The organism is Mangrovicoccus ximenensis, assembly GCF_003056725.1.
GTDB classification, from domain to species: Bacteria; Pseudomonadota; Alphaproteobacteria; order Rhodobacterales; family Rhodobacteraceae; genus Mangrovicoccus; species Mangrovicoccus ximenensis.
In genome coordinates this window covers 262,750-276,190 of sequence record NZ_QBKZ01000015.1, presented here as the reverse complement: position 1 = coordinate 276,190, position 13,441 = coordinate 262,750, and the positions used below count along the sequence as shown (strand labels likewise).

Annotated in this window: 12 protein-coding genes; 9 read left to right on the top strand and 3 right to left on the bottom strand. The window is 68.9% G+C overall.

Annotated features, from left to right (window positions below; all coding sequences use genetic code 11):
- Positions 1-81 precede the first annotated feature (81 nt).
- From tpiA to cysE, 9 genes are all read left to right on the top strand, one after another.
- Entirely contained in the window at positions 82-816 is a 735-nt protein-coding gene (tpiA, locus tag C7T91_RS17285) for a triose-phosphate isomerase (protein ID WP_108260337.1), read from the top strand.
- 1,554 nt (positions 817-2,370) lie between these two features.
- Positions 2,371-2,583, top strand: a complete 213-nt coding sequence (locus C7T91_RS36015; protein ID WP_269102256.1) for a rcc01693 family protein — start codon at positions 2,371-2,373, stop codon at positions 2,581-2,583.
- Positions 2,576-3,235 carry a phage tail tape measure protein gene (locus C7T91_RS17275; RefSeq protein ID WP_108260335.1) on the top strand — a complete coding sequence of 220 codons (660 nt, stop codon included), beginning with the start codon at positions 2,576-2,578 and terminating at the stop codon, positions 3,233-3,235. Before C7T91_RS36015 ends, C7T91_RS17275 begins: the two co-directional genes overlap by 8 nt.
- Positions 3,236-3,252: 17 nt before the next feature.
- The gene (locus C7T91_RS17270; protein WP_108260334.1) at positions 3,253-3,876 is read left to right on the top strand and encodes a DUF2460 domain-containing protein; all 624 of its coding nucleotides are present in this window, start codon (positions 3,253-3,255) and stop codon (positions 3,874-3,876) included.
- Positions 3,876-4,760 carry a DUF2163 domain-containing protein gene (locus C7T91_RS17265; protein WP_108260333.1) on the top strand — a complete coding sequence of 295 codons (885 nt, stop codon included), beginning with the start codon at positions 3,876-3,878 and terminating at the stop codon, positions 4,758-4,760. Before C7T91_RS17270 ends, C7T91_RS17265 begins: the two co-directional genes overlap by 1 nt.
- The gene (locus tag C7T91_RS17260; RefSeq protein ID WP_108260332.1) at positions 4,757-5,203 is read left to right on the top strand and encodes an NlpC/P60 family protein; all 447 of its coding nucleotides are present in this window, start codon (positions 4,757-4,759) and stop codon (positions 5,201-5,203) included. The genes C7T91_RS17265 and C7T91_RS17260 overlap by 4 nt, the downstream gene beginning before the upstream one ends.
- On the top strand, positions 5,203-9,120 hold the full coding sequence (locus C7T91_RS17255) for a baseplate multidomain protein megatron (protein ID WP_108260331.1): 3,918 nt from the start codon (positions 5,203-5,205) through the stop codon (positions 9,118-9,120). Before C7T91_RS17260 ends, C7T91_RS17255 begins: the two co-directional genes overlap by 1 nt.
- The gene (locus C7T91_RS17250; RefSeq protein ID WP_108260330.1) at positions 9,110-9,826 is read left to right on the top strand and encodes a DUF2793 domain-containing protein; all 717 of its coding nucleotides are present in this window, start codon (positions 9,110-9,112) and stop codon (positions 9,824-9,826) included. Before C7T91_RS17255 ends, C7T91_RS17250 begins: the two co-directional genes overlap by 11 nt.
- Positions 9,827-9,909: 83 nt before the next feature.
- Positions 9,910-10,710 (top strand): serine O-acetyltransferase, encoded by an 801-nt coding sequence (gene cysE, locus C7T91_RS17245; RefSeq protein ID WP_108260329.1) that lies wholly within the window; start codon positions 9,910-9,912, stop codon positions 10,708-10,710.
- Here the strand turns inward: cysE and C7T91_RS17240 are convergent.
- The 3 genes from C7T91_RS17240 to C7T91_RS17230 form a co-directional block, all read right to left on the bottom strand.
- Complete coding sequence (locus C7T91_RS17240) at positions 10,700-11,017, bottom strand: FtsB family cell division protein (protein ID WP_108260328.1); 318 nt, start codon at positions 11,015-11,017, stop codon at positions 10,700-10,702. The genes cysE and C7T91_RS17240 overlap by 11 nt on opposite strands.
- A gap of 107 nt (positions 11,018-11,124) precedes the next feature.
- The gene (locus C7T91_RS17235) at positions 11,125-12,054 is read right to left on the bottom strand and encodes a class I fructose-bisphosphate aldolase (protein WP_108260327.1); all 930 of its coding nucleotides are present in this window, start codon (positions 12,052-12,054) and stop codon (positions 11,125-11,127) included.
- A gap of 172 nt (positions 12,055-12,226) precedes the next feature.
- Positions 12,227-13,414, bottom strand: coding sequence for a phosphoglycerate kinase (locus C7T91_RS17230; protein ID WP_108260326.1), 1,188 nt, complete (start codon positions 13,412-13,414; stop codon positions 12,227-12,229).
- Between the last annotated feature and the right edge of the window lie 27 nt (positions 13,415-13,441).

Genomic DNA, 13,441 nt, shown 5'->3' with positions numbered 1-13,441 from the left:
GGTTGTCCGGGGCGGGACTTGTGCTAAGCCTCCGGTCGGGCCGCGCCCCGGCCCGCAGAGATAACCGGAAGGACACAGGCGATGGCACGCAAGCTCGCAGCAGGGAACTGGAAGATGAACGGCCTGAGCGCCGACCTCGCGGAGGTGCGGACGCTGCTCGAGGGCGACGCACCCGGCTGCGGCGTCCTGCTCTGCCCGGCGGCGACGCTGGTCGCCGCGATGGCCGAGACCTGCCAGGGCAGCTTCATCGCGGTCGGCGGACAGGATTGCCACGGGAAAGCCTCGGGCGCGCATACCGGAGACATCAGCGCCGCGATGCTCGCAGATGCCGGTGCCAGCCACGTGATCCTCGGCCATTCCGAACGCCGCGCCGATCACGGCGAGACCGACGCGCTGGTCAGGGCCAAGGCCGAGACCGCGCTGGAGGCCGGGCTGCTGCCGGTCGTCTGCGTCGGCGAGACAGAGGCCGAGCGCGATTCCGGCGAGACGCTGGCCGTGGTCACCGCGCAGCTCGCAGGCTCGCTGCCCGACACGCCCGGACTGGTCATCGCCTACGAGCCGGTCTGGGCGATCGGCACCGGCCGCACCCCGACGCTTGAGCAGATCGCCGAGGTGCATGACGCGATGCGTGCCGCGCTGACCGGCCGCTTCGGCGCCGCTGCCGCCGACATCCCGCTGCTCTATGGCGGTTCGGTGAAGCCCGGCAACGCCGCCGAGATTTTCGCGGTCTCGAATGTCGACGGCGCGCTGGTCGGCGGCGCCTCGCTGAAGGCCTCAGATTTCGGGGCGATCATCGCCGCGCTCGACGCCGCCTGATCCCTGCCGCCCGGCGGGGGAGCTAGACGCTTCCCCGCCGCCCCTGCCGTGCCCGCCGCCGGACAGCATCCCGCAGGCTGGCAGGCGGAGGCGGCCGGAGCTTCGACCGGTTTTCCCTGCGCCGTCGGGAGCAGCCAGGATCCGGGCCGCGATTCAGCTCAAGCAGGCCTGTTCCCCGACCCGACGCGGACAGGCAACTTGCCCGTTCTCCCGTCCAAGCCCCGGAGACTCCTTCCCCCGGTCGTGGCCCGCGCGCCATCTTCGCTGCGCAGCATGCGGCGGAGAGGCGGAACAGTCCGGTCCCCTGCCGCTCGGCCTGAACGACCGGCTGCCCTCCCTGCATCCCACCGCCTTGCGCTGTCCGTCCCGGTTCCGGCCGCTGCGGCCCAGACAGCGACGCTGCTGCGCCAATCAGCGGATGGCAGCCCCCATCCCCGCAAACCGCGGTCAGAGACCCGGTTTGCGGCGGCCATCCGGCCCTGCTTCTCCGCCACCCGACGGCCGGAGACACGGGACATCAGACGCTGCCCGGCCAGCCTCACGCGGATCCCGCACTCGCGGGAGGCAAGCTCGAACCGCTTCCGGACCCGGCCCATGTCTTGTCCCTGCCCCGGCCGTGCCCGGTTTCAATGGCCTTGAGGGGGGGGGCAGCGGCACCGCGGGCAGCGATGGCGTCGCGGCGGGCGTGCGGGACGCAGGCAGCATCAGCTGCCCATGTGGCAAAGCCCTCGCCAGCCGCGCGCCGCGCGTTCGGAACCGACGGCACCCCAGCCGATCCCGAGCGCGCCATGCCTGCGCCTGTGCTAAGCGCCGCCTTCGAACTTGACGTCGGGCTCTCCGCTGCCCGGCAGGGCATTTCCCCGCAATCCTCGAGACGGGGCGGACAGATGCAAAGATCCCTCGGACCCCGCGCCACGGAAGGGTCACGCCAAGGTTTTCCTCCGCCGCGCCAGGGCGCTGGCGTCCGGCACGGCCCAGCCGGATCCGCGCAGGTGCAGAAGGCTCGCCCGGCGGATCGGCAGACCGGAGCCCCCCTTGAGCGCGACGTCTGCGCTTGCCCGGCGCGGCCGCATTCCACGCCATCTCGGCATCGCACCAGACGGACGGGCACAGCTCTGCCTCAGCGCCCGATCATGCGCGTACCAGCTCGCGGCCTCATGCGTCGTCTTCGGAAGCCTGCTCCAGCCCGGCAGCGCACAGGCTGAATTCACGACCCGCGTTCCGCCGGGCATTTGCGCTGCAAGGCCCCAGACGGCAATTGAACTCCGTTGTTCGGCACAGCGCCGGACCTCGCCCGCAAAGTCTCCGGCACAACCGGACATCTGCGGCAGCGCCGGAAAGCCGTCCATCATGACCTCCACATGCATCCGCGCGCCATTCGCCAGACGCTCCCCCGGCCGGCTGGCAGGGCTTGTCCGCCCCGGTGATCCTGTCCCACTTTGTGGTGCGGTTAGCGATGGGCCTCGCGCTGGCTGGCGGGCGAGCTGGGCCGCCGCTCTGCGCTGCAGGCAGGCTGACGGCGAGCGGGCTGAGAACCGGACATCGATCCGGGAGATCGATTTCCCGAAGGGCCTCGACTGGCCGGGGCTGATGCGGGCGGGGCTGCACGAGCTGCGGCTGACCCCGCGCGAGTTCTGGGCGCTGACGCCTGCGGAACTGGTGATCATGCTCGGCCGCGACGCGCGGGCGGGTCCTCTGGGCCGGGCCGGGCTCGAAGAGCTGGCGCGGCGCTTTCCCGATGTGACGAAGGATGCGGATGATGACTGAGGTGACGGGGCTCGACGATTTCTCCGACCAGGTGGATGCGCTGGAAGAGAGCCTGGCCGGGACGCAGGTGGTGGCCTCGGCCTTCGCGGGCGAGCTGGAGCAGATGCGCGCCACCATCGCGGATACCTCGAAGCAGGTCTCGACCCTGTCGGGCGGGATCAGCCGCGGGCTGCGCTCGGCTTTCGACGGCGTGATCTTCGACGGCATGCGGCTGCAGGATGCATTTTCCAAGATCGGCGAGTCGATGGTCAACGCAGCCTATGCTTCGGCGGTGAACCCGGTGATGAAGCATGTCGGCGGCATGCTGGGCAGCGGCGTCTCGGCGGTGATGTCGGGGATCATGCCCTTCGAGAAGGGCGGCAGCTTCGCCCAGGGACGCGTGATGCCCTTCGCCAAGGGGGGGATCGTGTCGGGCCCGACGGCCTTCCCGATGCGCGGCGCGACCGGGCTGATGGGCGAGGCTGGGCCCGAGGCGATCATGCCACTGAGCCGCGGGCCCGACGGATCGCTCGGCGTGCGTGCCCAGGGCGGGGCCGGGGTCAGCGTGGTGATGAACATCAGCACGACCGATGCCGAGAGCTTCCGCCGCAGCCAGGGCCAGATCGCCGCGCAGATGGGCCGCGCGCTTTCGCGCGGACAGCGCAACCGTTGAACGGAAAGGACAGTTCGATGGCATTTCATGAGGTCAGGTTTCCCGCCTCGCTGAGCTTCGGCTCGATGGGCGGGCCGGAGCGGCGCACCGCGATCGTCACGCTGGCGAACGGATACGAGGAACGCAACACGCCCTGGTCGCATTCGCGCCGCCGCTATGATGCGGGGATGGGGATGCGGTCGCTCGACGATATCGAGATGCTGATCGCCTTCTTCGAGGCGCGGCAGGGGCAGCTCTACGGTTTCCGCTGGAAGGACTGGGCGGATTACCGCAGCGGCGCGCCCTCGGCGGAGGTGACGGCAACGGACCAGGCGATCGGGACCGGAGACGGCAGCGAGCGGGTGTTCCAGCTGAGCAAGACCTATGCCTCGGGCGCGCAGAGCTATGACCGGCCGATCAGGAAGCCGGTCGAGGGCACGGTGAAGGTCGCCGTGGAGGGCGCCGAGGTGGCAGACTGGGTGCTGGACCCGGCGGCTGGGCAGGTGGTGTTCACGGCCGCTCCGGCGGCCGGTGCGGCAATCACCGCAGGCTTCGAATTCGACGTGCCGGTGCGGTTCGATACCGACCGGATCGTGACCTCGGTCGCCAGTTTCCAGGCGGGCGACGTTCCCAATGTGCCGATCGTGGAGCTGAGGGTCTGATGCCTGTTACCGGAGATTTTCTCGACCACTTTGCGGGCGGTCATACCACGGTTTGCCATTGCTGGCGGCTGACGCGGAAGGATGGCGCGGTGTTCGGCTTCACCGACCATGACCGGGACCTGAGCTTCGGCGGCGTCACCTTCCGCGCGGGCACCGGCCTGACCGCCAATGCGCTGTCGCAGACCACCGGGCTGTCGGTCGACAACAGCGAGGCGGCGGGCGTGCTGAGCGACAGCGCGGTATCCGAAGACGAGCTGAAGGCGGGGCTGTTCGACGGCGCGGAGGTGTCGGCCTGGCTGGTCAATTGGAGCGACGCGGAGCAGCGGGCGCTGCAGTTCCGCGGCGCGCTGGGCGAGGTGAAGATGGAGGCGGGCGAGTTCCGCGCCGAACTTCGCGGCCTGTCGGAGGCGCTGAACCAGACGCAGGGGCGGGTGTTCCAGCGCGGCTGCTCGGCGCAGCTTGGCGATGCGCGCTGCGGGCTCGACCTGTCGGGGCCGGACTACACGGTCGAGGCTTCGGTGGCCTCGATGACGGGGCGCAGCCGGTTCGCTCTGCCCGCGCTGGGCCAGTATGCCGACCGCTGGTTCGAGCAGGGCCGGTTCGAGGTGCTGGACGGGGCGGCGGCCGGGCTGTCGGGCCATGTCAAATCCGACCGCGCGGGTCCGGTGCGCAGCGTCGAGCTGTGGGAGGAGATCCGCGGCGGCATAGCGCCGGGCGACCGGGTCCGGCTGGTGGCGGGCTGCGACAAGCGGGCGGAGACCTGCAAGGTGAAATACGGCAATTTCCCGAATTTCCGGGGCTGTCCGCACATTCCGGGCGAAGACTGGCTGCTGAGCTATCCCTCGCGCAGCGGCGGCAATGACGGCGGGAGCAGGTACAGATGAGCACCGAGACACGCGATGTCGTCGCGCTGGCGCGCGGCTGGATCGGCACGCCCTACCGGCACCAGTGTTCCACCCGCCAGGCGGGGACCGATTGCCTCGGGCTGATCCGCGGCATCTGGCGCGAGCTGCACGGGCGGGAGCCGACCGCCGTGCCGGGCTATTCGGCGGACTGGGGCGAGCCGCAGCGCGAGGAACGCCTCTGGCGCGCCGCTGCCGATCATCTGCGTCCGGCGCCCGATGGCCGTGTTCTGCCCGGCGACGTGCTGCTCTTCCGCATGCGGGATGGCGCGGTGGCCAAGCATCTGGGGATCGCCGCGGAGCTGCGCGGCATGCCGACGGTGATCCACGCCTATTCCGGGCATGGGGTGACCGAAACCCCTCTGACCAATCCCTGGGCCCGCCGCATCGTGGCGCGGTTCCGTTTTCCTGACGAGGTGAAGTGATGGCGACAATCGTCCTCGGTGCAGTCGGCGCCTCGGTGGGCGCTTCGATCGGCGGGTCCGTGCTGGGCATCTCGGCGGCGGTTCTCGGCCGGGCGGCCGGGGCGGTTGCCGGACGGATGATCGACCAACGGTTGCTGGGATCGGGGTCGCAGGCGGTGGAGACCGGGCGGGTCGACCGGCTGCGGGTAACTTCGGCGAGCGAAGGCGCGTCGATCCAGCAGGTCTATGGCCGGATGCGCGTGCCGGGGCAGGTGATTTGGTCGACGCGGTTCAAGGAGAGGAAACGCAAGCAGAAATCCGGCGGCGGCAAAGGCAGCGCGCCCTCCACCACGGTCACCAGCTACAGCTATTCGATCAGCCTGGCGATCGCGCTCTGCGAGGGCGAGATCTCGGATATCGGACGGATCTGGGCGGACGGGAAAGTCATCGGCCGCAGCAAGCTCGACATCTCGGTCTATCGCGGCACCGAAGACCAGGACCCGGATCCGAAGATCGCCGCGGTCGAGGGGCTGGAGAACGCGCCGGCCTATCGCGGGCTGGCCTATGTGGTGATCTCGGATCTGGAGCTCGAGCGCTTCGGCAACCGCGTGCCGCAATTCAGCTTCGAGGTGCTGCGCCCGGCCCAGGCCGCGAGCGAGGGCGAGGTGCCGTCGCTGGCCAGTGCGGTCAAGGCCGTGGCGCTGATGCCCGGCAGCGGCGAATACACGCTGGCGACCTCGGTCGTGCATTACGACAAGGGCATCGGCCGGTCGGTGCCCGGCAACCGCAATTCGCCCTCGGGCAAGTCGGATTTCCTGACCTCGATGGACCAGCTCGATGCCGAGCTGCCGAATTGCGGCTCCGCGCTCATGGTCGTGTCCTGGTTCGGCAACGACTTGCGCTGCAACCGCTGCACGCTGAAACCCAAGGTCGAGCAGAAGCTGGTCGGGTCGAGCAGGATGCCCTGGACGGTATCCGGGACCGACCGGCTGGAGGCCGGGGAGGTCCCGCTCTATGACGGGCGGCCGCTCTATGGCGGGACGCCGGCCGATGCTTCGGTGGTCGAGGCGATGCGGGAGCTGCGCAGCCGCGGCAAGGATGTCGTGTTCTATCCGTTCATCCTGATGGAGCAGCTCGAGGGCAACGGGCTGGTCAATCCCTGGTGGGGCGGGCCCGAGCAGCCGCCGCTGCCCTGGCGCGGCCGGATCACCGGATCGCTTGCCCCGGGCGTCGGGGGCAGCCCCGACGGCAGCGCGGCGGCGCGCGGCGAGGTGGCGGAGTTCTTCGGCACGGCGCAGGTTTCGGACTTCTCGGTCGATGGCAGCACCGTGTCCTATTCGGGGCCGCAGGAGTGGAGCTACCGCCGTTTCATCCTGCACTACGCGCATCTGTGCAAGGCGGCGGGCGGGGTCGATGCCTTCGTCATCGGCTCGGAGATGCGCAGCCTGACGCAGCTCAGGGCCGAAGATCACAGCTTTCCGGCAGTCGAGGAATTCTGCCGCTTGGCCGAGGACGTGCGCCAGGTACTGGGGGCGGGGGCCAAGCTTGGCTATGCGGCGGACTGGTCGGAATATTTCGGCTATTCCTCGCATGACGGCAGCCGCTATTTCCATCTCGACCCGCTCTGGGCGTATGCCGATATCGACTTCATCGGCATCGACAACTACATGCCGCTGTCCGACTGGCGCGACGATGCGGAGCATGCCGACAGCCATTGGCGCAGCATCCACAGCATCGACTATCTCAAGGCCAATATCGAGGGCGGCGAGGGCTATGACTGGTATTATGCCGACGATGCCGGACGCAACGCGCAGGAGCGGCTGCCGATCACCGACGGCGCCCATGGCGAGCCCTGGATCTGGCGCTACAAGGACATCCGGTCCTGGTGGTCGCTGCCGCATCACGAGCGGATCGGCGGGGTGCGCCAGGAGGCGCCGACGGCCTGGGTGCCGCAGTCGAAGCCGGTCTGGTTCACCGAATTCGGCTGCGCGGCGATCGACAAGGGCACCAACCAGCCGAACAAGTTCCTTGATCCGAAATCCTCCGAGTCGGACATTCCATATTACTCGACCGGGGCGCGCGACGACCTGATCCAGATGCAGTATGTCCGCGCCGTGCAGGATTACTGGGAACAGGCTGAGAACAACCCGGTCTCGACGGTCTATGGCGGGCCGATGATCGACATGACGAAGGCACATGTCTGGGCCTGGGACGCGCGGCCCTATCCGTATTTCCCGGCGCTTGGGACTGTCTGGGGCGACGGCGAGAACTACATCCGCGGCCATTGGATCAACGGCCGCACGGCGGGGCGCGACCTGGCCGAGGTGGTGCGCGAGATCTGCCTGCGCTCGGGCGTGACGGAGATCGATACCAGCGCGCTCTGGGGCTATGTGCGCGGCTATGCGGTGACCTCGCTCGACGGGGCGCGGGCGGCGCTGCAGCCCCTGATGCTGGCCCATGGCTTCGATGCCGTGGAGCGCGACGGCGTGCTGTCCTTCCGCAGCCGCACCGGCCGCGCCGACCTGCGGCTCCTGCCGGAGGATCTGGCCGTGCATCCCGAGCAGGACGGCGACCTGCTGCAGACCCGCCAGCCCGAGGCGGAGGTCGCGGGCACGGTGCAGATCGCCCATGTCGCCGCGGACGGCGCCTATGAGGCGCGCAGCAGCAGCGCGTCCTATCCGGCCGACGATGCGCGCGCGGTGACGATGTCGGACCTGAACATGTCGCTGACCTTCGGCGAGGGCCAGCGCATGGCCGAGCGCTGGCTCAGCGAGGCGCGGGTCAGCCGCGACACGGTCAGCTTCGCGCTGCCGCCATCCTACATCAACGTGAGCGCGGGCGACGTGGTGGAGATCCAGGAGGCCGCCGGACCGGCGCTCTACCGGATCGACCGGATCGAGGATTTCGGCATCCGCCTCGTCGAGGCGGTGCGGGTGGAGCCGGGCGTCTACATCCCCGGCGGTGGCTACGAGGAGGGCGATCCGCTGGCCGTGCCGCCGCCCTCGGCGCTGCCCTTCCCGCTGTTTCTCGACCTGCCTCTGCTGCTGGGGGACGAGGACCCCTATGCGCCGCACCTGGCGGTGGCGGCCGCCCCCTGGCCGGGCGATGTCGCGGTCTACTCCTCGGCTTCGGATGCGAATTACGGGCTGAACACGCTGGTGGAGGACAGCGCGACGCTGGGCCTGACGCTGAGCGTCCTGAAGCGCGCCGATCCGGGACTGCTCGACCGCGGCGATCCGCTGGTCATCGACCTGGCGTCCGGGGAACTGAGCGGCACCGACTGGGACTCGCTGCTCAACGGCGCGAATGCGCTGGCGATCGGCGACGGGCAGGGCGGGCCCTGGGAGATCTTCCAGTTCCTGGATCACAGTCTCGACGAGAACGGCAATGCGGTGGTCAGCCTGCGGCTGCGAGGCCAGCAGGGCACGGATGTGTTCATCCCCGACGAATGGCCCGCCGGAAGCCTGGTGGTGCTGCTCGACGGATCGGTGCCGCAGGTGACGGTGCCGCCGATCCGCGGGCTGAACCGCCACTACCGGATCGGCGCGGCGGATGCGCCGCTGGACAGCCCCGACTACCTGCATGTCCAGCATGCCGCCGATGCCACCGGGCTGCGTCCCTATGCGCCGGTCTCGCTGGAGGGCGAGGTGCTCTCCAGCGGCACGCACCGCTTCACCTGGGTGCGGCGCACGCGGCTGGGCGATGACTGGTCGCTGCCGGAAGTGCCGCTGGGCGAGGCTCGCGAGCTTTACCGGGTGACGGTGCGCACCGGCGGGGCGGATATCCGCGTCCGCGACGTGACCGTGCCGCAATTCGACTACACCGAGGCCCAGCGGGCCGCCGACGGCCTCACCGGCTCCTATGCCGTGGAAGTCGCCCAAGTTTCGGACCTCTACGGTCCGGGTCCTGCAAGGAGGATAGAGCTCTATGTCGTCTAGCACCGCCAATCTCGCGCTGCCGCTGCTGCAGCAGTCGCAGGCGCAGAAGCACATCGTGGTCAACGAGTCGCTGGCCATTCTCGACGCCGTCACGCAGCTGACGCTGGAGTCGCTGAGCGTGCAGTCGCCGCCCGCCGATCCGGTCGAGGGACAGGCCTGGGGGCTGCCGACCGGGCTGGGGGGCGCCTGGGCGTTCCAGCGGGACAGGATCGCGGTCTTCGTCAATGGCGGCTGGATGTTCATCGATCCGAAGGCGGGCTGGAAGGCCTTCGTCAAGGACGAGGCGCGGCATTACCTGCATGACGGCACGGCCTGGCAGAGCGATGCCGTCGCCGTCTCGCCCTATGGTGCCGCCACCGCCATCGAACTGGCCGAGTTCGAGCAGGCGATCGGCACCGGGACCTCGGTGACCACTGCATGGAAGATTCCGGCCTACACGACCGTCCTCGGCGTGACCGCGCGGGTCGTCCAGAAACTCAATGACGGCAGCCTGTTCCGCTGGCAGCTGGGCGTGCCGGGCAGCCTGTCGCGCTATGGCTACGACCTGCGGCTCCTGGCGAACAACTGGACCTACGGCCTGACCGGCGCGCCGATCACCTATTACGAGGACACGCCGCTGGTGCTGACCGCGCGGAACGGGGCGTTCAACGGCGGCCGGGTGCGGATCGCTGTGCATCTGCGCCACCTTTCCGTGCCGCGCTTGTGACGCACTGAAACAAACCGATACGAAATTCCGGTTTGTCCTGCCCCTCCAAAGCCCCTATCTTGCTGCGCATTGGAGGGAAGCCCATGCCCGAAGCGAAGATCTCTGTTGCCGCCTTCGACCCGGTCTGGTCGAACATCGTCGAGGAAGCCGAAACCGCGCTCCGCGACGAGCCGAGCCTTGGCGGCTTCTTCCATACCAGCGTGCTGCATCACCGCACGCTGGAATCGGCTTTGGCGGCCCGGATCGCGACCAAGATGGCCTCGGCGGATCTGTCCGAGCCGATCCTGCGCGACCTGGCCGAGCGGGCCTATGACTGCGAGCCGTCGCTGGGCCGCGCGGCGCGGGCCGACCTGATGGCGGTCTACGAGCGCGATCCGGCCTGCCACCGGCTGCTGCAGGCGTTCCTCTATTTCAAGGGATTCCAGATCCTGCAGGCCTATCGCGTGGCCAATTGGCTCTGGACGCATGAGCGCCAGGATCTGGCCTATTACCTGCAGATGCGCATGTCCGAGCTCTACAGCGCCGATATCCATCCGGCGGCGAAGATCGGGCAGGGGATCATGATCGATCACGCCCATTCCATCGTCATCGGCGAGACTGCGGCGGTGGGCGACAATGTTTCGATGCTGCACAGCGTGACGCTGGGCGGGACCGGCAAGGAAGACGGCGACCGCCATCCCAAGATCGGCGACGGCGTGCTGATCGGGGCGGGCGCGAAGGTGCTGGGCAATATCCGGGTCGGCAACTGCTCGCGGATCGCCGCCGGATCGGTGGTGCTCCAGGAAGTGCCCTGCGGCAAGACGGTGGCGGGCGTTCCCGCCAAGATCGTCGGCGAAGCTGGCTGCGATCAGCCTTCGGTCCGGATGGACCAGTTCATCGGCTGACGGAATTCTCGTCGATGACCAGCTCGTCGGCGCGCATCATTCCCAGAACCGAGCGGGCCTGCTCGTCGAGCAGGTCGAGGTCGAGGTAATCATCCGACATGCGGCGGGTCTTGTTCGACAGCTGCGCGATCTGCTCTTCCAGCCCGGCCTTCTCGGCTTCCAGGTCCTTCAGCTGCGCGCTGATCACCAGCCTCTCGATTACGCCGAGATCGCCGCGCACGGCTGCATAGGCGAAATAGCCCGAAAGCAGGGTCGCCACGCAGAGATAGAGCAGGAAGGTCGCGGAGGGTCTGGAACTGCGCTGCATCGGTGCCTCTTGTTTTCGCCGGACTATGCCACAGGCCGGGGCCTGCGGGAATCCCAAGTTTCAGCCTTCTGCGGCGCGCCCCTCGCCGGGGCCGCGCCTTTTTCCTGTCAGGCCTTGCCCCGGTAGATCTCGACCAGCTTGCCGAGCATTTCGAGCGCGTCTGCGCGCGGCCGCTGGAAGCTGTTGCGTCCGATGATCGAGCCGTTGCCGCCGCCGTCGCGGATCGCGCGGGCGTCGTCATAGACCGCGTCCGCGCCCTTCGAGGCGCCGCCCGAGAAGACGATCAGGCGGCGGCCCTGGAAGGCGGAGTCGACGCAGTGCTTCACCCGCGCCGCCATGGTCGAGATGTCGATGGCCTTCTCCTCGTAGACCTTCTTCGCCTCGGGCTGCATCAGGTGGTCCGTCGACAGCTTGATCTTGATCACATGCGCGCCGAGGAGCGCCGCCATGTGGGCGGCATAGGCGGCGACGTCGACCGCGGTCTCGCCTTCCTTGGTGACGCCCTCGCCGCGCGGATAGGACCAGATCACCGTGGCCACGCCCTTGGCGGCGGCCTCCTTCCGCATCTCGGCGATCTCCTCCATCATGTCGACCGCCATGTCCGAGCCCGGATAGATGGTGAAGCCGATCGCCGCGCAGCCGAGGCGCAGCGCATCGTCGACCGAAGCGGTCACCGCCTGGTTCTTGCCCGCCGTCCCCGACATCAGCGAATTGGCGGAGTTCACCTTCAGGATCGTCGGGATCTGCCCGGCGAAGGTGTCGGCCCCGGCCTCGAGCGGCCCCAAGGGCGCGGCATAGGCCGAGAGCCCGGCATCGATCGCCAGCTGGTAGTGGTAATGCGGATCGTAGCCGGCCGGGTTCGGCGCGAAGCTGCGCGCGGGACCGTGCTCGAAGCCCTGGTCGACGGGCAGGATGATCATCTTGCCGGTTCCGCCGAGCTTGCCGTGCATCAGCATCTGGCAGAGCTTGGCCTTGACGCCGGGGGTCTCGCCCTCGTAGTTCTTCAGGATGCTCTGGACGGTTCGGGTCGCTTTCATCGGGTCAATCCTTGTCGCAGCCGTCTTCGGTCCTCCTAGGGCTAGCGCAGGTCGGGGCGCGATCAAGCATGAGGGCGCTAACAGGCGCGGATTTGGCGCCCTTTGCCGGGACGGCACGAAAAGAGCCGGGCGCCATGGGCGGCCCGGCTCCCGAGCTGTCGGGGCAGGCGGATCAGCCGAGCGCGGCGACGCCCGGCAGTTCCTTGCCTTCCATCCATTCCAGGAAAGCGCCGCCGGCAGTGGAGATATAGGTGAACTTCTCCGCGGCGCCGGACTTGTTCAGCGCCGCGACCGTGTCGCCGCCGCCCGCGACCGAGGTCAGCTTGCCTTCGGCCGAGAGTGCCGCCGCGTAATCGGCGGTGGCGTTGGTCGCCGCGTCGAAGGGCTCGATCTCGAAGGCGCCGAGCGGGCCGTTCCAGATCAGCGTCTTGGCGCCGTCGAGCGCCTCCTTGATCGCCGCGACCGCCTGCGGACCGGCATCGAGGATCATCGCGTCGGCGGGGCATTCGGTGGCCGGGACGGTCTCGTTCGCGGCGCCGGCCTTGAATTCGCGGGCGACCACGACATCGGCGGGAAGCAGGATCTTGCAGCCTGCCGCGGCCGCCTTATCCATGATCTCGCGGGCGGTGCCGGCCATGTCGGCCTCGGCCAGCGACTTGCCGATCTCGGTGCCCTGGGCGACGAGGAAGGTGTTGGCCATGCCGCCGCCGATCACCAGGTAGTCGACCTTGGAGACCAGGTTGCCGAGGAGGTCGAGCTTGGTCGAGACCTTGGCGCCGCCGACCACCGCCACCACCGGGCGGACCGGCGTGCCGAGCGCGCCTTCGAGCGCCTCCAGCTCGGCCTGCATGCAGCGGCCCGCGCAGGAGGGCAGCAGCTTGGCCAGGCCCTCGGTCGAGGCATGCGCGCGGTGCGCCGCCGAGAAGGCGTCGTTGCAATAGACCTCGCCGAGCGCGGCCAGCGCCGCCGAGAAGGCCGCGTCGTTCTTCTCCTCGCCCGCGTGGAAGCGGGTGTTCTCCAGCAGCAGCACCTCGCCCGCGCCGAGCGCCGAGACGGCCTCCTTGGCGGGGCCGCCGATGCAGTCGGAGGCGAATTTCACCGGCACGCCGAAGACTTCGGCCAGGGCGGGCACCAGGACTTCGAGCGACATCTCGGGGACGACCTGGCCCTTGGGACGGCCGAAATGCGCCAGCAGAACAGGCTTGCCGCCCTTGGCGAGGATGTCTGCCACGGTGGGGGCGATGCGCTCGATGCGGGTGGCGTCGGTCACCTTGCCGCCGGAGACGGGGACGTTGATGTCGACACGGGTCAGGACCGTCTTGCCGGAGAGGTCCATGTCGTCGAGGGATTTCCAGGCCACGTGCATACTCCTGAATCTGGAATTTCG